Source organism: Bradyrhizobium sp. IC4059, assembly GCF_020193615.1.
GTDB lineage: Bacteria > Pseudomonadota > Alphaproteobacteria > Rhizobiales > Xanthobacteraceae > Bradyrhizobium > Bradyrhizobium yuanmingense.
On sequence record NZ_JADYVH010000003.1, the window covers coordinates 169,863 to 187,615 of the forward strand.

General features: G+C 58.1%; 12 protein-coding genes and 2 pseudogenes. 8 read left to right on the forward strand and 6 right to left on the reverse strand.

Annotation, left to right across the window (positions count from 1 at the left end; translation table 11 throughout):
* Positions 1-2: 2 nt before the first annotated feature.
* The 5 genes from I6F12_RS11170 to nodD2 form a co-directional block, all read right to left on the reverse strand.
* The gene (locus I6F12_RS11170) at positions 3-248 is read right to left on the reverse strand and encodes a hypothetical protein (protein ID WP_036030671.1); all 246 of its coding nucleotides are present in this window, start codon (positions 246-248) and stop codon (positions 3-5) included.
* A gap of 988 nt (positions 249-1,236) precedes the next feature.
* Positions 1,237-1,599 (reverse strand): NolY, encoded by a 363-nt coding sequence (locus I6F12_RS11175; RefSeq protein WP_081493935.1) that lies wholly within the window; start codon positions 1,597-1,599, stop codon positions 1,237-1,239.
* A 1,402-nt stretch (positions 1,600-3,001) separates the two neighbouring features.
* Entirely contained in the window at positions 3,002-4,141 is a 1,140-nt protein-coding gene (locus I6F12_RS11180) for a branched-chain amino acid ABC transporter substrate-binding protein (protein ID WP_225156247.1), read from the reverse strand.
* A 290-nt stretch (positions 4,142-4,431) separates the two neighbouring features.
* On the reverse strand, positions 4,432-5,145 hold the full coding sequence (locus I6F12_RS11185) for a MerR family transcriptional regulator (RefSeq protein ID WP_345944170.1): 714 nt from the start codon (positions 5,143-5,145) through the stop codon (positions 4,432-4,434).
* Positions 5,146-6,065: 920 nt separating this feature from the next.
* Positions 6,066-7,058: a transcriptional regulator NodD2 gene (gene nodD2 / locus I6F12_RS11190; protein ID WP_225156249.1), complete on the reverse strand. Its 993-nt coding sequence runs from the start codon at positions 7,056-7,058 to the stop codon at positions 6,066-6,068.
* Between the two features lie 732 nt (positions 7,059-7,790).
* Here nodD2 and istA point away from each other — a divergent pair.
* Together istA and istB are read left to right on the forward strand one after the other, a co-directional pair.
* Positions 7,791-9,089: pseudogene (gene istA / locus I6F12_RS11195) on the forward strand (IS21 family transposase).
* A gap of 32 nt (positions 9,090-9,121) precedes the next feature.
* Positions 9,122-9,816, forward strand: a pseudogene (istB, locus tag I6F12_RS11200) (IS21-like element helper ATPase IstB).
* A 201-nt stretch (positions 9,817-10,017) separates the two neighbouring features.
* Here the strand turns inward: istB and nodD1 are convergent.
* Positions 10,018-10,962, reverse strand: coding sequence for a transcriptional regulator NodD1 (nodD1, locus tag I6F12_RS11205; protein ID WP_225137343.1), 945 nt, complete (start codon positions 10,960-10,962; stop codon positions 10,018-10,020).
* 831 nt (positions 10,963-11,793) lie between these two features.
* On the opposite strand from nodD1, the gene I6F12_RS11210 reads away from it, so the two are divergent.
* From I6F12_RS11210 to nodI, 6 genes are read left to right on the forward strand one after another with little or no spacing between them, the layout of a single operon-like run.
* On the forward strand, positions 11,794-12,426 hold the full coding sequence (locus I6F12_RS11210) for a NodA family N-acyltransferase (protein ID WP_225137345.1): 633 nt from the start codon (positions 11,794-11,796) through the stop codon (positions 12,424-12,426).
* Complete coding sequence (gene nodB / locus I6F12_RS11215; RefSeq protein WP_036015442.1) at positions 12,423-13,082, forward strand: chitooligosaccharide deacetylase NodB; 660 nt, start codon at positions 12,423-12,425, stop codon at positions 13,080-13,082. The genes I6F12_RS11210 and nodB overlap by 4 nt, the downstream gene beginning before the upstream one ends.
* A 17-nt stretch (positions 13,083-13,099) precedes the next feature.
* Positions 13,100-14,467 carry a chitooligosaccharide synthase NodC gene (gene nodC / locus I6F12_RS11220; protein ID WP_225126380.1) on the forward strand — a complete coding sequence of 456 codons (1,368 nt, stop codon included), beginning with the start codon at positions 13,100-13,102 and terminating at the stop codon, positions 14,465-14,467.
* An 11-nt stretch (positions 14,468-14,478) separates the two neighbouring features.
* Positions 14,479-15,108, forward strand: a complete 630-nt coding sequence (nodS, locus tag I6F12_RS11225) for a nodulation methyltransferase NodS (protein ID WP_225156250.1) — start codon at positions 14,479-14,481, stop codon at positions 15,106-15,108.
* A 13-nt stretch (positions 15,109-15,121) separates the two neighbouring features.
* Positions 15,122-16,831, forward strand: coding sequence for a nodulation protein NodU (nodU, locus tag I6F12_RS11230; protein ID WP_225156251.1), 1,710 nt, complete (start codon positions 15,122-15,124; stop codon positions 16,829-16,831).
* Between the two features lies 1 nt (position 16,832).
* Positions 16,833-17,753: a nodulation factor ABC transporter ATP-binding protein NodI gene (gene nodI, locus I6F12_RS11235; RefSeq protein ID WP_225156252.1), complete on the forward strand. Its 921-nt coding sequence runs from the start codon at positions 16,833-16,835 to the stop codon at positions 17,751-17,753.

Here is a 17,753-nt window from a genome sequence, read left to right on the forward strand (position 1 = left end):
GCTCATTGCTCCGTCGACGGCGCGAGTTCAGCACGCAAGTTGCGTATCGCCTCGTTTGCCAGATTCAGAGTATTCCGTTCGCCTTTTCTTATCGAACACTCAAGGTAAGTGCGCAATCGTCTATGAAGGACGGCCTTCAGATTATGTGCCAGCAAGGGATCCTTCTCGACGAAGCCCCAAGCCTTGTCAAATGCGACGCTCACGACAGCATCTGGCACCTGCACTTGGTCGGAAGAAAACTGATCCATCTAAAACACTCCTCGACATCCTGACACAAGGGAGTAACGTCCCAAAAGCTAACCGAGATTTCGTGACGTGTAGCAAGCAAGACATCAGCGTGCAGACCCCCGATCGAGCTGCTCTCGGTGCTTCAGGGAAGTTTATAGATCGTTGTTGAAAGTCGGATGACCGAATGTCGTATTGCCAGGCGCAGTCGAATAATTCTGAAAGGAGTGAAACGAGCAGGGATTCTAGCGCGCTTCTTTACCGTAGTGCGCTGTTGATTGGTGTCGACAATAAATTGTGGATATTCTTCCTGCAAACGGAAGATCCGCGCTAAGCCAGTCACGACTAACCGGACGTGAGCGGCCCAACCGCAATATTGTGATCTCGGAAAGCTATGTGAGGTTCTCGGATACGAACAGGTGGTGCGCGCCGCGTCTCAGCGCCACCAGTGCGCGGCGGACAATATCGGGGTGCCTCGCGGAAAGATTGCTAACGTGCGGAGTGGCTGATCGCGCTGTTCCGAGCATTAGCTTTGAAGGGTACCACACATCCAACATGTCGTAGCTACCTCATCTGGTAGACCTTGATCGGAAGAAGAAGCACCACATCCCCTAGGGCTGCTTGGGGAATCGTATCTGATACATGTAGCGAGTTCGAAGGTCGGCGCACGGAGCGGTCGGAAGCGGCGATAGCCGTCCGGTGTCTCGAACGTATGTGTTGGGTTGCGCTTCCGCGCTATCAGCTCTTGGTGGCCACAGGCGTCGAGGAACAGCAAGGTCTTGCTAGATCGAACGTAACTGTGTCGTCCGCGGCGCGAGATAAAGCGAGCCTGCTCTCGAACGTCGTCACGAGCAGTTGCGATATAGAAAGCCAGCGGAAGCGACCCGCTTATGGACGGGGAGCCCATAAGCCGCATACCCTCGATCTGGTGCGGACGACATTGGCACGATTGTCAGTCCAGCGATAAACGTTCGGTCAGCGCCGTCAACCCAGAAAAAGACAAATGAAAGTTCAGTCCGCCGCCGCACGTGAAAAAATCAGCTTGGCGATCGTCATTCGATTGACGGAAGTTCGTAGCGCTGCCGGTAGTGCCGCCACAGTCTGATCGAAGAGGCGTCCCAAAAAATGAAGGTCCTCGGGGTGGTAAACGCCACGGTCTCGCGACAGTCGCATTCGCCCGTCATCGGTGCTCGTATCACCACGCTGGCCGAGCTCCAGCTCCGCCGTAATCATTTGGCCTATGAGTGCATTGAGCAGTCGGATCGCTTCGAGCTCGTTGCCTTCTTCGCGCATGAGCGCGGCCACGATGTCGAGTTGCAGGTCGATGCGATCCTCGAGATCCTGTATGCGTGAATTGGAAGGGTCAAGTTTCACGGAATTTCTCCAAAATGGTGAAATGCAAGACAGGCGGAATAAGGGTATCTTTTCCCGTTCGCCAGATGCCGGATGCGTCGGCCGACGAATCGCTGCTGCACCGGAGGTGCGCACGGTCCCCAAACAGGGCGGCACACATCTCCCGCGACAGGATTGCAAAGGCGAAGTGAGCGAATATGGAAAAGCCGACAAGCGTTGTAAGTGGCCCGGAAGTCTATTGGAGGGTGATCGAGCCGTCCAGCGCGTCGGATAGCTGCAGTGACTCCAGTCGGGGTCACACAGGTGATTGTACTGCCTTGCTTGGAGCCGCGTCGACACGGCTGGATTGTTGATGCTATCGGCCTGGTCAGAGCGAGTAGTCCGGCCCGCACCGGTGCAAAGGACAGTTCACCTGCCCAAGTTCTATGCTGCGGACGCATTTACCTTCGCCGAACAGTGCGCGTGAAAGCTGTTTTCCTGGAGCCGCCGAGTATCATGGCAAAGGCGAGAGACGACAACGTGATAGATTGCGCGCCCGCCTGCGGTTGCTCATCGCACTGCATTGGTGCCCCGCGTGTTTCGCTGTCAAACATTGCGTGATGCAGCCACGACAGACGCGAATTGAGCTGCGACCAACCTGCAAAGAGCCATTGTCACGAGACATTCGTGGACTGTTCTTTCCGTAATCCGGCGTCGACTTATGCGGTGTTTGGGTTGAATGAGTAAAATCGAAAGTGTTGATGGGATGCATCCAGTTCGTTGATAGCGCCCGCGAGCAGCCTCACCGCCTTCATGGGAGCCGGTTAACTGGTTTTTCCCGCGGTCTGGGCTCACAGCATAAGGGATGTCGGGCAGGGTTGCTGATCCGTTGATCACCGATCATGGTTGACAAAGAAAAAGTCGCAGGGCTGCACGTTGCGAATAGCTTTGAAATGGAGCCGAAGAAGCTCTGCAGTAGTCCCGAGCCGAGGAGACAGACATGCAATCTCGGCGCCGACGATCCACCAGCTGTGGTTACCCGCAATACCCGGCTATAGCCTATGTAATGGGTCCTGATTGCTTCATGCCGTCCCGCTCTCTGTTCCCTGCGTGGATCCGAGCTTGCGCGATATGATCGGTACAGGAGAATGCGTCAATGGCGATCCGGCTGGTCATGCCTTCAGACCCGCCAGAGCTGTAGTCGACCGCTCAGCGGTCCTGTGCTGCCGGACGGATCAGGACAACGGGGCTGCTATTTGTCTATCATCGGACGTAGCACCTCCGTCAGCTCGACCCTAGCTAGCTCTGCGAGCGCCGCAGCGAACGCGAAAAACGCTCCGAAAGCAGCAAGTATAAAAGAGCTAGCGAGTATCGCTGCGATAACGTTCTGAGGGCGTCTCGTCATTCGTGATACTTTGCGTTTGGAGCCGGCGGTGCGTGCCAATCAGTACTGCTTGACACGTTCAACATGGCCGTCGCGCCAGCGGTAAACCAAAAATCCAGAAGCCGAGTTGTCTCCCTTTTTGTCGAACCGGACCGGGCCAATCACGGTGTCGACCGGCCATGAACGAAGTGCGCTGGCGACCCGCGTAGCATGGAAGGAGCCGCTCCGGTTCACCGCCTCTGCCCAGGCTTGCACAGCTGCATAGGCGTATAGCGTGTAGCCTTCACCGGACAGGCCGGAAGCTTTGAGTCCGGCGACAACGCCGGCCGCCTTGGCACTCCCGGCGGGATTGGGCATGAAGGTAAACAATGTGCCATTCCCAGCGCTGCCGGTAATCGCCCAGAATTCAGAGGTCATCAGCGGATCGTTTGCCATGACTATGAAGTCTGCTTTTGCATCTGATGCCTGGCGCACAAACAATCCGATTTCGGTATGATAGCCGCCGATATAGGCGACGCGCACTCGATCCTTTTTCATTCTTGAGACCAGCGCTCTGAAATCCCGTTCACCTGCAACATAGCTTTGCCTACTGACTTGTCGTCCGAGTCGATGAAGCTGGGCTTCAACCACGTCAGCAATGCCCTTTCCAGCAGTGCTCTTGTCGTCGATCACCGCGATGTTCTCGTTGGGATGGTTCACGTGAATGTACTCGGCGGCAACGGTCCCCTGTTGATCGTCGCGACCGCAGATCCGAAAGACAGTCTCAAGGCCGCGCTCTGTTAGCTGAGGAGTTGACGAGCCTGGTGACACCTGAACGATGCCTGCTTCAGCGTAGATGTCGGAGGCCGGGATCGACGAAGAGGAACAAAAATGGCCAACCACCAACAGGACGCGCTCTGTCGCGAGCTTATTCGCAACTGCGACAGCTTGCCTTGGGTCGCAGGCGTCGTCAGCGACCCTCAATATAACTTTGGCATTATCCGGAAGTAGGCCCGAAGCGTTCAAGTCCTCAACCGCCGCAGCTGCACCATCGCGCATTTGCGCGCCGAACGCGGCGCTGCTTCCAGTCATTGGGCCAGCCACGGCGATCTTTACTTCAGAACCGCGCGCAAGCGGGGCGGCGAGAGCGCAGAAGAGAATCGCCGCACTTGCAACAGAAGCGCGCTGCGTATTTGCAATTGTATAGCCTTCAATGCTCACTGAAGTGATCCCAAGTGGTTGTGATCAGACACTCATGCAGGTCAAGGCTGCTCCAAGCCAACCGTGCGTTGGCTCGACCAGCTTCCAATTTCCCTAGAGTCTACAATTTGACGTTACGTGCGGATCAAGCGGGTTTGAGGGGCATGGGTGCATCAGGAGCGCGCATCGGCGGGCTATGACCATCTGTCCGCTTAAGCCCATAAAGTTTTCAGCCCGCATCAGAGAGCGGCCAATCAACCTAGCGTTGTCAGGTTACCGTCAACCGACGTGTGGAAACGGCCATGAACGGGTCAGTACGGCTGATCCTCCAACCCACCAAGGGCAAGATCGAGATATTGCATTAGGCAGGGATCCCAACCAGCCAGAGCGCGGGGGGCGCTCAGTCGTGCAAGTACCTTCAGGATCATCGAAACGCGTGAATCGGCACCGGCGATTTCGCTGATCAGCGAGCGTGCCGCAACCGCGACAGCCTTTGCGCGCTCACCGCAAGGGTGCTCGCTCCGATCCATGCAATCGCGAAGGTCGTCACGGATTCGCCGCCACCGGTCCTCGCGCTCTGACGCCAAATTGCAGATGCATGGGGACGTTTGACTACGCGTCTCGACTCGCGACATGGCATTCAGAGTGGCAGGCAGCTCATCCACACTTACTTGCGCCTCGCCGTCGATTGTCATGTTGCGCAAACGGTCGCGCAACAGAGTTGCTCGAGCGACTTGAAGTTCTATGCGCTCTAGATGTTTGCGCAGCAGGTCCGTGAGAGAGGTCGTGCCCTCCATGGCTTTACGGATCTCGACGAGTGAGAAGCCAAGCTCACGCAGCGCGCGAATCTGGTGAACCCGCTGCACGCTATCCCGGTCATACATCCGGTGGCCGCCGTCAGTACGCTCTGTGGCTGCTAGGAGTCCTGTGTGCTCATAATGGTGCAGCGTGCGTACCGTTACTCCGGTCGCCTCTGCAAGTTCGCCAATGCGCAATCGGCGCCTTCTTGGTGTAGGTCTGTTCATGTTGTTCAATTTTGAAGCCTACAACCTGACGTCACGTATGATTCAAGCGGCCTTCTAAGCTCCAGCTGAATCGTCTTCCATTCCAGCGCGAGAGTGGTGACTATCCTTAGAATGGCGGCGGATCAACCCTGGGGGGAAAGGGTGATCAACAACTTCGACAGGCATGCCAGTTGAGCCTCGCCAGCCGCTGTACGCTCCAGGATGAGCTTGGCGATTGCCGTACGATTTTCTTGACTCCGCATCGATGGGGGTAGCGCGTCGACGGCGCTATCATAAAGTCGTCCGAGGGCAGAAAGCTCTTCTGGATCGAACACGCTGCTGCATAGCTTCAACCTTCAGCTCCTTGTTTGAATTGCGTCCAGGGCAGCGCACGTCGTCAAGACGTTTGGCTGCGGTAGGGCCAAAAGAAGTCATACCTGCGGCGCAGAGCGAGGGAGAAGCGGTGTACTGTAGAGTGATGCCATAGGGCCACACGCGAGCGCGATGCTTGCTTTGGCAGCGCGGCAGAGCCGCGCGATATGTATGCTCGACGCCCTCTATGCTCACGACGCATTTTGTTGCGACGCCAAATAGGCCGATCGCCTCCATCCATCGGGAGCAACTACTAACTCGGAGCGTTGACGACAGGAGCCCGTGCCGGTCCTGCCTTATCGAGAGACGCGCTTGGCGGTCGCGGTTGTAACTTTAACGCCTGGCCTAAGCGCGAACGTGCTGCTCCGTCTCCGTCTCTAAAGTCAGACCAACACTCTGCGGTTGTGACATCGCGCCTAACGCCAACGCGCGAAAGAAATCAAGAACGTCTCATGAACCGCGCGCCCGGAGGGTCTTTATCCGCGACAGGGAGAGCAAGCCAGGCAGGTGCAATTGTGTGGGTCGAGACAAGTGTTGGAGTGTGAAGTTCGTAGACTTCACGAACATCCTTACGGCAACGGCGAGACGGATTGTGCGAACTTCCCGGCACTGCCCGCTCCTTCCGGAGTGCTGGTCACGGGGTGCTCTTGTGCAGTTGCCATGCGCGTGGCCTCCTGGAACAATATTTCCCGTATCCACAGGCTTTCCGGGTCATTGTTGTGAATTGCGGGCCATTGAACCGCTTCAGTGAAGACGGGGAATGGATCCGGAAGCTCGACAATCTGAAGAGGCATGGTCTTTTGGAAATGCCTCACGAGCCCTAATGGCATCGTGCCTATGCGGTGCGTCCCAACAAGGAGGGGCGGGATCATGCTGAAGCTTTGCACGAGAATGTCGATGCGCCGAGTAGGGCTGAGATCGATTAAAAATGATTGCTCACTTGGCGTGTGGGGCGCACCTCCGTGCTTAACTGCAACGTGACCCATCGACATATATCGATCGAATGTAAGCCCGCGTTGTAATTCCCTGTTCGTGCAGCAACCTACGCAGACGAGTCTCTCCTCGAATAGGGCCGCCCTGGGGTGCGCGCTGGACATGAGAGAATCTGGCAGGATAACAAAATCGACTTCGCCCCGGCGGAGGAGCTCCTCGTGCTCAACGGTCGGCGCTGCCAGTTCGAAGCTGACGGTGGGAGCTTCTCGCGTGACGCGCTCCACGACATTTCTTAAGAATACAACTGTTATGAAATCAGGAAGGGCGATCCTGAATCGCCGGCTCGATCGAGCTGGATCGAACACGTCTCGCGCAATAACTGAGAGTTCGATGTGCACCAGAGCCTGTCGTACAGGGGCTGCGAGCCCTTCCGCGCGCGAGGTCAAGACAAGTTCGCGCCCCCTCATCCCAAACAGTTCATCGCCAAAATATGAGCGCAACCGGGCAACGGCTGCGCTCATGGCCGGCTGACTGAGATTGATCCTGCGTGCCGCTGAGGTGAGATTGCGCTCAGTTATCAGAGCATCCAGCGCGACGAGAAGATTTAGATCCAGACCTTTGAAACGCATCTCTTCTTATCCGGCGCAAACGTCCTTGCTGCGAAAAAACGTCCGGTGGCGGCTCCATCTGGAGCAATCGTCCTGGCTCGCCCGAATGGACATCGGCTCAACCCTGCCATCACGATAAGGAAGTCGCGAAATGACCACAAGAATGGAGAGCAAGCGGTAAGCCGATCGGCCGCGGCGGGAAAGCTTAAGGACCCTCCAAGCTGATCCGTCTCGCCGGTTTCGGCCGACCACGTAGCTGGTCCGTTCAGCTCGCTGATGGCAGATCATCCCAGCGTCCGTGAGCGCCGTGAGCTCCCCAAAGCGCTCCGTCGAGGGCTGCGTCCTGCAGCGCTAGTCGCGACGGTCAACCTACAACCTGACGCAATGTGCGATTCAAGCCATTTTATTAGCCAAGCTAAACATTTGTGATGGAGGCGTGTTCTATCCGCGATAGTGCCAGGGGAATGCAGCGCAAGACCATCAAACCACACCTGGGAAGTCACCTCGCTTACAACTGGAAAAGTCTTCGCAACGGATCGCTGCATTGTGAGGTCGTGGCAGTGTCTCCCCAGGAGACGACCAGGAGACGCGGAAGCGAGGAAAGGGACCGAGCACGTCGAAGGGCCCATAGCGTGCTTGGGATCTTCGGAGTCGCAGCTTGCGGTAAGCCTAACTGTCGGGCGACATGGAGAATTGACCCCCTGACGACACGAGGAATTGACCCCCTCGCGACACGGTCAGAACGGGGGTTTTATGCAGCGACTCAGTTCAGGTCCTCTGCGGTTCAAAGATCCGCGGAGGGAGGCCATGCTGGAGCCGGACGAGGTTTCGGCGATACTCCGGCTCAACGAGCTGGGGTGGGGTAGTAAACGGATTGCCCGGGAGCTCGGGATTAGCCGCAACACGGTGAAGGACTACGTGGCGGCCGGCGGCTGGACGCCGTATCGGCAGCCGCACCGCAAAAAGGCGCTCGATGGCCAGGAGATCTGGCTCAAGGAGCGCCTGCGGCAGCACCACGGCAATGCCGACGTGATCCGCCAGGAGCTGGCAGCCGAGAAAGGCATCATCGTCAGCCTGCGCACGGTCGAGCGGGCCGTCCAGCGCTATCGCCAGGAGCTTGCGGCCGAGGCGCGTGCGACGGTGCGGTTCGAGACACCGCCCGGCAAACAGCTGCAGATCGATTTTGGCGAGCGGCTGGTCGAGATCGGCGGTAGCAAGGTTCGCGCCCACCTGTTCGTCGCCACGTTGGGTTACTCGCGCCGGCACCATGTCAGGGCATTCCGCAACGAACGGCGAGAGAGCTGGTTCGATGGCTTGGAAAGCGCCTTCGTGAAGTTTGGCGGCGTGCCCGAGGAGGTGCTGTTCGACAATGCGCGTGCGCTAGTCGTGGAACATGATGCCGCGACGCGCACCGTCGTGTTCAATGACAAGCTGACCGCGTTTGCCAAGCACTAGGGCTTCCGGCCACGGGCCTGCGCGCCATATCGAGCCCGCACCAAGGGCAAGACCGAGAATGGCGTCGGCTACGTCAAGCGGAACGCGGTCGCCGGCCGCACCTTCCGGAGCTGGGAGGCCTTTGAGGCGCACCTCGAGGCTTGGACACGGGAGATCGCCGATCTACGCCAGCATGGCACGACGGGCGAAGCACCGATTGAGCGCTTCAGGCGCGCTGAGGCGCATGCGCTGAAGCCCATAGCCGGGAGGCCGCCCTTCCAGGCCGCACGTGAACTGATCCGTCGCGTGCAGGCCGACTGCGCGGTCGAGATCGATGGCAATGCCTACTCTGTGCCATGGCGGCTGATCGGCGAGACGGTGAGAGCCACGATCGTCGATGGCGCGGTGCGCATCCATCACGGGATCCATGAGGTGGCCGTTCATCCGATCTGTGTTGGTCGGCGCCGTCGCGTCGTCAACCCTAAACACTTTGAGGGCCTGACTGGCTTTAAACCGAGCCGTGCTGGCGAGCTCGCGTTATCGCCTGTCGCGCTGCCATCGCCGACGCTGCTGCGGCCGCTCGGGGAGTATGAAGCGATTGTGGGAGGGGGCTTCTGATGCGAGCCATTGTCTCCAAGCCCCTTAGCGATATGCTGACGCGTCTGAAGCTGACGGCTGTCCGCGACCAGCTGGATGGATTGCTGGATGAAGCAGGCCGGCAAGAGCTAAGCCTACGCGAGACCCTGGTGCTGCTGTGCGAGCGCGAGATCGCCCGCAAGGATGAGCGGCGCGTCGAGATGACGCTCAAACTTGCTCGCTTCCCGTTCGTTCGCGATCTGTCGGGCTTCGACTTCTCGGCCCAGCCCTCGGTGGATCCCAAGCAGATACGCGAGCTTGCGAGCGCCCGCTGGGTTGCCAATGGCGAGAATGTGCTGCTGCTTGGACCGCCTGGCGTTGGCAAGACGCATCTTGCGGTCGCTCTTGGCCGCGAAGCAATCCTGGCTGGGCATTCCGTTCAGTTTTCGTCGCAGCCACGACTGTTGTTGCGCAGCTTGCTAAAGGTCACAGCGAAGGGCGGCTCGAGGAGCGACTCGCGCAATTTGCCAAGCCAAAGCTCCTGATCATCGACGAGCTCGGGTATCTGCCCTTTGAGCCCAATGCCGCGCATCTGTTCTTCCAGCTCGTTAGCCGTCGCTATGAGAGAGGCGCGATCCTGCTTACCAGCAACCGCAGCCTCGGCGAGTGGGGCTCGGTCTTCAGCGACCCCGTGGTCGCCACCGCGATCCTTGATCGTCTGCTGCACCACATCACGTCATCACGATCCGCGGTGACAGCTATCGCTTGAAGGAGAAGCGCCGCAGCGGACTGCTGCAGAAGCCCGCTGCACCAGAAGCCAAGTCGGAGAAGAAGTCGTGAAGCAAGCCGCTCGCTCGCTACAGCGCTATGACGGGCGCGCTTCGCGAGCGGCTTGCTACAGTCCTGCAAACAACAAGGGGGTCACTTCCTCATGTCGCTGGGGGGTCAAATCCGGACGTCGCTTGACAGCCTAACAGCGCCTGCGAGTTGGAGGCGTTTGCTCACCAGATGCCATGTTGGATGCCTCCTCGAGCAATATTCGCCGCATCCAGATGCTCGCGGGATCGGTATTGTGGAACGAGGGCCACTGCACGGCCTCTGTGAATATGGGTAGGGGCAGAGGCGGTTCGATGATCCGCAGTGGCATCCGCTTTTCGAAGTGTCTCGCCAGTCGTAAGGGCATCGTGCCGATACGGTTCGTGTCTAACAATATGGGCGGAATCAGGCTAAAGCCCTGCACGACGACCTCAATTCGTCTCCTCAGACCGTGCTCAAGCAAAAACCATTCTTCGAGGTTCGGTCTCAGTGCTCGTCCGAACTTGGCAGTAACGTGCCCCATCGAGATGTATTTCTCGAACGTAAGCTGTCGGGATAGCTGCTTGTTCGCCCGGCATCCCACGCACACGAGAGTCTCCTCGAACAGCGTCGCCTTAGGGTGCGCACTCGACATGAACAGTTCCGGCAGAATGAGAAAGTCGACTTCGCCCCGACGGAGCAGCTCATCGGGTTCATCGGAAAATGGCAGCAATTCGAACCGCACGGCGGGAGCTTCTTGTGCCATGCGGTCCACAACTCTACGGAAGAAAACGATCGTCATGAAATCTGAAAGAATGACCCTGAAGCGTCGACTCGACTGAGTCGGGTCGAACGCGTCGCGTGATATGATTGAGAGTTGGATGTGCAGCAGGGCCTCGCGAACCGGACCTGCAAGCGCCTCCGCGCCAGGTGTCGGGACGAGCTCGCGACCTCTCATAGTAAATAGTTCATCGCGGAAATAGGTGCGCAGCCGTGCGATCGCAGCGCTCATAGCCGGCTGGCTCAGGTTAATTTTGCGAGCCGCCGCTGTGAGGTTGCGTTCCGTCATCACGGCGTCGAGCGCAACGAGAAGATTTAGATCGAGTCCTTTGAACCGCATGTTGTCAGTCTATCCATCGTGTGGATGTGTTCTATCGAAACAATCGATTTTACCAAATTGCGGGATGTTGGATAGCAAACTGAAGTTTGAAAAAGTAATTAGGCACACCACAATGGTTTATCGTCGTTTAGGTGAGCTCAGAGAAAAGCGCGTAGACGTGCGAGCGCACCGCCCCATCCGTTTCATGGGCGTCTATACGCGCGGCGTGCGAGCCGTGTTGCTTCTCCGTGCGAAGCGCGCTCGTTTCGACGCTAAGCGGAGCCTGATAAACGTTGGTATGCGGATTTCATCCGTTTCCATATTTGGGGTTTACTCGCGTACAGTTGAGCGCGCGTTCAGTCTCATTCTAGGGTGTGGGAATAGCGGCAGGCGCAGATTGCGGATGCCAAGAATTCCAGGCGCCTTTCCAAATGGCTCGCCTGTCCAGTGCATTCGGGGCGTGTCGAAGATGTATGATAGCCAGTTTGATCTGATGCCGCTCCGAAGCGCCGTCGATGAGGGCTGCGCGTCGGTGGCCTGCCCTCAGAGATCAAAGCGGCGGACATCGATACGACAGGAGGCGCAAAAGCTCTTTGCTGCAGACAGGTTCTGGCTAGTCGAATCGCATCGTGGGCATCTTCCGATATATAGCACGCAGGGCATTGGCCGGATGAGAAGCGCGAACCGAGCGCTCGCTGCCTCGCGAGCATGGGCCAGCGGCGCTGTGCAGGCGAGCGGTGCCGAGGTCCGACACAGCAAGTCCGCGCATCTCAGTTTTGATTGGCGGTTCGGCGACTAACGAGTTCACCCGACCGTCTCGCTCCTAATTCCACTGGCGCAAGGAAGCTTGCCATGAACATTGCCGTGTCTCCGGCTGCGGAACGCTCTTCTGCGCGCGCTCAAGTGCAGTGGAGCCTTCGTTGGGAGAACGAGCTGCGGCTCGCCGATCATGCCGAGCTCGCGGAGTTCTTCCGCAAGAGTTATGGGCCGACGGGCGCGTTCAATGCGCAGCCTTTTGAGGGAAGCCGAAGTTGGGCCGGCGCAAGACCGGAGCTCCGTGCAATTGGTTACGACGCGCGCGGGGTAGCGGCCCATCTCGGGCTACTACGTCGCTTCATCAAAGTTAGTGAAGTCGATCTCCTCGTAGCAGAACTGGGGTTGTATGCGGTGCGTCCGGATCTCGAAGGGCTCGGAATAAGCCAGGCAATGCGCGTGATGTATCCAGTACTGCAGGAGCTTGGCGTTCCATTCGGCTTTGGCACGGTTCGGTCGGCGCTTGAGAGACATATGACGCGACTGGTCGAAAGGCAGGGGCTCGCCACCCTGATGCATGGCATTCGCGTCCGCTCCACGCAGCCGGATGTCTATCCCAATTTATCGCCGACCCGCCTCGAGGACGTGGTCGTCGTGGTGTTTCCGCTGGGACGCTCGATAAGCGAATGGCCGGCCGGGACTTTCATCGATCGGAACGGGCCTGAGTTGTGACAGAGCATTCCACCCCATCCACTGTCCGCTGCGACTACGCTGACGTGAGCGGAAGTCGAGCTGTCTATTTGACCTTTGATGACGGGCCGAACCCATTTTGTACGCCAGAGGTGCTCGATGTGCTGGCGCAACATCGGGTTCCGGCGACATTCTTCGTCATCGGCACGTACGCGATTGAGCATCCTGACCTCATCCGACGAGTGATTGCGGAAGGGCATGAGGTTGCGAACCATACGATGACCCATCCTGATCTATCCAGATGCGGACCTGCGGAGCTACAGGATGAAGTGCTGACCGCGAGCGAGGCGATCCGTCTGGCGTGCCCGAAGGCCTCGCCCAGGCATATGCGAGCGCCTTACGGCATATGGACGCAACAGGTGCTCGCAATGACGGCGAGCGCTGGTCTCACGGCTCTGCACTGGTCGGTCGACCCGAGAGATTGGTCCCGCCCTGGTGTTGATACAATTGTGAATTCGGTGCTGGCGAACGTTCGCCCGGGTGCAATTGTGCTCCTGCACGACGGGTATCCTCCCGATGAGGAGAGACTGTGCACCGATACAACGCTGCGTGATCAGACCACGAAGGCGCTGGCATCTCTGATTCCGGCACTACAACGGCGCGGGTTTGTAATCCGTCCACTCCCTCAACTCCACTGAACGAGAACTGGCACCCTATGGACCTGCTCGCGACAACCAGTGCTGCCGCTGTTTCAAGTTATGCGCTACTCTCGACTGTCTATAAGAGCGTGCAAGCGCTTTATGCCCAGCCGACGATCAACTCATCGCTACAGGACAGCCTCGGACAAGCCGAGGTGGTCCTTCCCTCTGTGGATGTCATCGTGCCGTGCTTCAACGAGAATCCAAACACGCTTGCCGAATGTCTGGAGTCGATTGCCAGTCAAGACTACGCCGGAAAGATGCAGGTCTATGTGGTCGATGACGGGTCTGCAAACCGGGACGTGGTCGCGCCTGTACACCAGGTATATGCCAACGATCCGAGATTCAATATCATCTTGTTGGCCAACAACGTCGGAAAGCGCAAAGCGCAGATCGCCGCAATACGCAGCTCATCCGGGGATCTGGTTCTCAACGTCGATTCCGACACGATTCTTGCTGCCGACGTCGTCACAAAGCTTGTATTAAAGATGCATGACCCGGAAATCGGTGCGGCGATGGGTCAACTCATAGCAAGTAATCGCGACCAGACCTGGCTGACCAGGCTGATCGATATGGAATATTGGCTCGCGTGCAACGAAGAGCGCGCGGCACAGGCGCGCTTCGGTGCCGTCATGTGTTGCTGCGGCCCATGTGCAATGTATCGGCGTTCCGCACTCACCTTGCTTCTTGATCAATACGAAGCGCAATTCTTTCGTGGGAAGCCGAGTGATTTCGGCGAGGACCGCCATCTAACGATACTCATGCTCAAGGCGGGGTTTCGAACCGAATACGTCCCAGACGCGATAGCAGCCACAGTCGTCCCGCACAGTCTTGGGCCATATCTGCGTCAGCAGCTCCGTTGGGCCCGCAGTACCTTTCGAGATACGTTTCTTGCATTGCGCCTGCTGCCAGAGCTCGATGGATATTTGACCCTAGATGTTATCGGGCAAAATCTCGGCCCACTTCTCCTCGCCATTTCAACACTTACTGCGCTTGCACAGCTCGTGATCGGTGGCTCTATACCCTGGTGGACGGGATTGACGATTGCTGCAATGACTATGGTCCGGTGCAGTGTGGCAGCGCTTCGTGCCCGCGATTTGCGGTTTATCGGCTTCTCGCTCCACACACCGATCAATATCTTTCTTTTACTACCATTGAAGGCTTATGCGCTTTGTACATTGAGCAATAGCGATTGGCTATCCCGAAAAGTTACCAATGTGCCGGCGGAAGAGGAGAAGCAGCGTGTCATCCTGCGCCCCAATGCCGGACGAGGCGCGGCTAGTGTAGGGATGGGGCCTACTGCCATTCATACTGCCATTCAAAAAGGGGGCCTCGCGGCCACGGAGAGTGTTTCCGGTCGCGAACGCTCGACTGCCTACAAATAAGTGGTCGTCTCATGAATCTGGACGCGAACCATCAGCTATTAGAGCGAGAGTTGGCTGTCGACGACCCATGGCGCCTTGACAGCAGTTCGTTCGAGCAGGAGCGATACGCGCAAATGCTCCGGATGTCGTGTGGCAACGGAGATGCTGCGTCTGCCCTCGAAGTAGGATGTGCAGCCGGTGCATTCACGGAGATGCTGGCGCCGCTATGCGAGCGACTTACCGTTGTGGATGTCATGCCGCAGGCAATCGAGCGAGCGCGACTGCGGACCAGTAAGTGGTCACATATTACTTGGGTGACCTGCGACATTCAGCGGTTCTCGACCACTGAGCAGTTCGATTTGATTGTCGTGGCCGAGGTTCTTTACTACCTCAAAGACGTGAGCGAGATGCATGCGGCTATCCGCAACCTGGTGAGTATGCTTGCGCCAGGTGGCACTCTGATTTTCGGGTCAGCGCGTGATGAACTATGTCAACTCTGGGGGCATGCTGCTGGTGCCGAAACTGTGATCGCTCTCTTTAACGAGAGCCTATCAGAGGTCGAGCGTCGGCACTGCTGCACCGGATCGGCAAACGAAGACTGCTTGATCGTCCGGTTTCGGAAGCCAGGCGCGTTGTCAGAACAATCAAACGTCGGTCATTAGGCCAGGAGGACGTATGCGCATCTGCGGAATAAAGCTGACACATGACGGGGCAATTGCTGTCGTCGAAGACGGGCGGCTTCTTTTTTGTGTTGAGCAAGAGAAGCGCGGCAACAGTCCACGCTATCAGTCCGTCGACAATCTCGATGCAGTCGTGCGCGCCTTGGCGGAGCATGGCCTGGAGCCGCGGGATATCGATCAGTTCGTCATTGACGGCTGGGACGGGGAGAGTGAATCGCAGTTCCAGCTCCTAAGCGGAGCGGTGCAGGTCGCGCTGAAAGGCGCCCCATATGTCGAGCGTCATGCTGAGGGCCTCCTTGATCCGGTCGACGGCGTTGGCCTCCTCCTCGGAGGCAAGGAGTTTCCATATAAGAGCTACCCGCATGTCACAGGCCATGTCGCGTCGGCATATAGCACCAGTCCCTTTGCAGCCGAGGGACAGCCCTCGTTCTGTCTGGTATGGGATGGCTGTATCTTTCCACGTCTTTACTATGTCGAACCGCGCGGAGCTCGGTTCATCGGATCGCTGTTTCCGATGATTGGCCACGCCTATGCTGCCGCGGGCCTTCACTTCGGGCCATACCGGCAGCCGAACCGCTCCAATTGGGATCTGGGCATCGCCGGCAAGCTGATGGCTTACATCGCTCTTGGCTCCGTTGATGAAAGCATCGTGGAAGTGTTTCAGGAGCTTTATGAAACACGCTTGGCGGCCGACACGGAGCAGGCTCGCCGCTACCGCGAAGGCATCAACAATGCGGAATCGTCTCTTGCAGCTATGCACGCGTTCTTCGAGGCAAGCGCATTGCGCCTGGCCACCAAGCGAGCGGAGGACGTCCTCGCCTCGTTCCATGTGTTTCTGGAACGTCTTCTTGTTAGGGAAATCGCGCTGCTTCTGCTGAGATATTCGTCGCTTCCGGGAGCGCGAAATCTATGTGTCGCCGGAGGTTGCGGTCTCAATATCAAATGGAACAGCGCGCTTCGCGCGACGGGATTATTCGATGATGTCTGGGTGCCCCCGTTTCCGAATGACAGCGGCTCGGCAATCGGCGCGGCGTGCGGAGCCATGGCAGCGCAGGATGGCTTCGGGCCATTGCAATGGTCAGTTTACAGTGGTCCTGCCCTCCAGGAGAGCGTGGTTCCGCCGGACTGGGAGGCCGCACCTTGCAGTCTGAGTGAACTTGCGTCGATTCTTGCCGACAATAAGCCCGTCATCTTTCTTTCCGGGTGCGCCGAACTTGGGCCGCGGGCGTTGGGAGGTAGAAGCATTCTTGCAGCCCCAACATGCCCTTCAATGAAGGATCATCTCAACGAGATCAAACGTCGCGAGCACTTCCGACCAGTGGCGCCGATCTGTCTTGAGGATCGGGCGCCGGAGATCTTCAGCCCGGGCACGCCAGATCCTTACATGCTGTTCGATCACCAGACCCGGGCGAATTGGCGCGACAAGGTCCCGGCGGTGGTCCACCTTGACGGCTCGGCGCGGCTGCAGACAATTTCCCGCAACTCTCCTCACGAAATTGCCGCGCTTCTCGTCGAATTTGAGCAACTCACGGGCATTCCGCTGCTCTGCAACACGAGCGCCAACCTCCACGGACGAGGATTCTTTCCGGACGCTGCGGCAGCTTGCCAATGGGGGCGTGTCGACCATGTTTGGTGCGAGGGCATGCTCTGGAGCAAAACGGTCGCCAGGAAGTCATCGTCCACGGAACGACTTCTGTCAGCCTAAGATGAATATGTCCACTGTGGCGATCGACCTTGCCGGTGTAAAGAAGTCATTTGGCGACAAGCTTATCGTCAACGACCTGTCGTTCTCGGTTGCGCGCGGAGAGTGCTTCGGACTGCTTGGGCCGAATGGAGCTGGCAAGAGTACGATTGCGCGCATGCTCCTCGGCATGATTTCGCCCGACGGAGGCAAGATTACAGTCCTCGATGAGCCTGTGCCTTCCCGCGCGCGTGTGGCGCGTGTGCGCGTCGGGGTGGTGCCGCAGTTCGACAACCTTGAGCTCGAGTTCACTGTGCGAGAGAACCTGCTTGTGTTTGGCCGCTATTTCGGCATGAGCACTCGCAGGATCGAGGCGGTTGCACCCTCGCTGCTTGAGTTTGCGCGCCTTGAAAGCAAAGCGGACGTGCGTGTCTCCGAGTTGTCCGGTGGCATGAAGCGGCGGCTGACGCTGGCGCGTGCCCTGATTAATGATCCAGATCTACTCGTCATGGACGAGCCGACCACTGGGCTGGATCCGCATGCACGCCACCTGATGTGGGAACGCCTGCGGGCCCTGCTAGCGCGTGGCAAGACGATCCTCTTGACCACTCACTTCATGGAAGAGGCCGAGCGCCTGTGCGATCGGCTATGCGTACTTGAGAGTGGATGCAAAATCGCCGAAGGCAAGCCAGACGCCTTGATCGACGAGCATATCGGCTGCAACGTGATCGAGATCTATGGCGGTGATGTCAATCAACTTCGAGAGCTGATCAGGCCTTATGCGCGCCATATCGAAGTGAGTGGAGAGACGCTCTTTTGTTACGCGCCATATCCGGAGCAAGTGCGCGTGCACCTGCGCGGGCAAGCGGACCTTCGCGTACTGCAGCGCCCCGCGAATCTCGAAGACGTGTTCTTGCGGTTGACCGGGCGCGAGATGGAGAAATGA

Bases quoted from the DNA above. Each gene is read 5' to 3' on its own strand.
- I6F12_RS11170 (WP_036030671.1), bottom strand. From the start codon at position 248: ATGGATCAGTTTTCTTCCGACCAAGTGCAGGTGCCAGATGCTGTCGTG.
- I6F12_RS11185 (WP_345944170.1), bottom strand. From the start codon at position 5,145: ATGAACAGACCTACACCAAGAAGGCGCCGATTGCGCATTGGCGAACTT.
- nodD2 (WP_225156249.1), bottom strand. From the start codon at position 7,058: ATGCGTTTCAAAGGTCTGGATCTAAATCTTCTCGTCGCGCTGGATGCT.
- nodD1 (WP_225137343.1), bottom strand. From the start codon at position 10,962: ATGCGGTTCAAAGGACTCGATCTAAATCTTCTCGTTGCGCTCGACGCC.
- I6F12_RS11210 (WP_225137345.1), top strand. From the start codon at position 11,794: ATGAACATTGCCGTGTCTCCGGCTGCGGAACGCTCTTCTGCGCGCGCT.
- nodC (WP_225126380.1), top strand. From the start codon at position 13,100: ATGGACCTGCTCGCGACAACCAGTGCTGCCGCTGTTTCAAGTTATGCG.
- nodS (WP_225156250.1), top strand. From the start codon at position 14,479: ATGAATCTGGACGCGAACCATCAGCTATTAGAGCGAGAGTTGGCTGTC.
- nodU (WP_225156251.1), top strand. From the start codon at position 15,122: ATGCGCATCTGCGGAATAAAGCTGACACATGACGGGGCAATTGCTGTC.
- nodI (WP_225156252.1), top strand. From the start codon at position 16,833: ATGAATATGTCCACTGTGGCGATCGACCTTGCCGGTGTAAAGAAGTCA.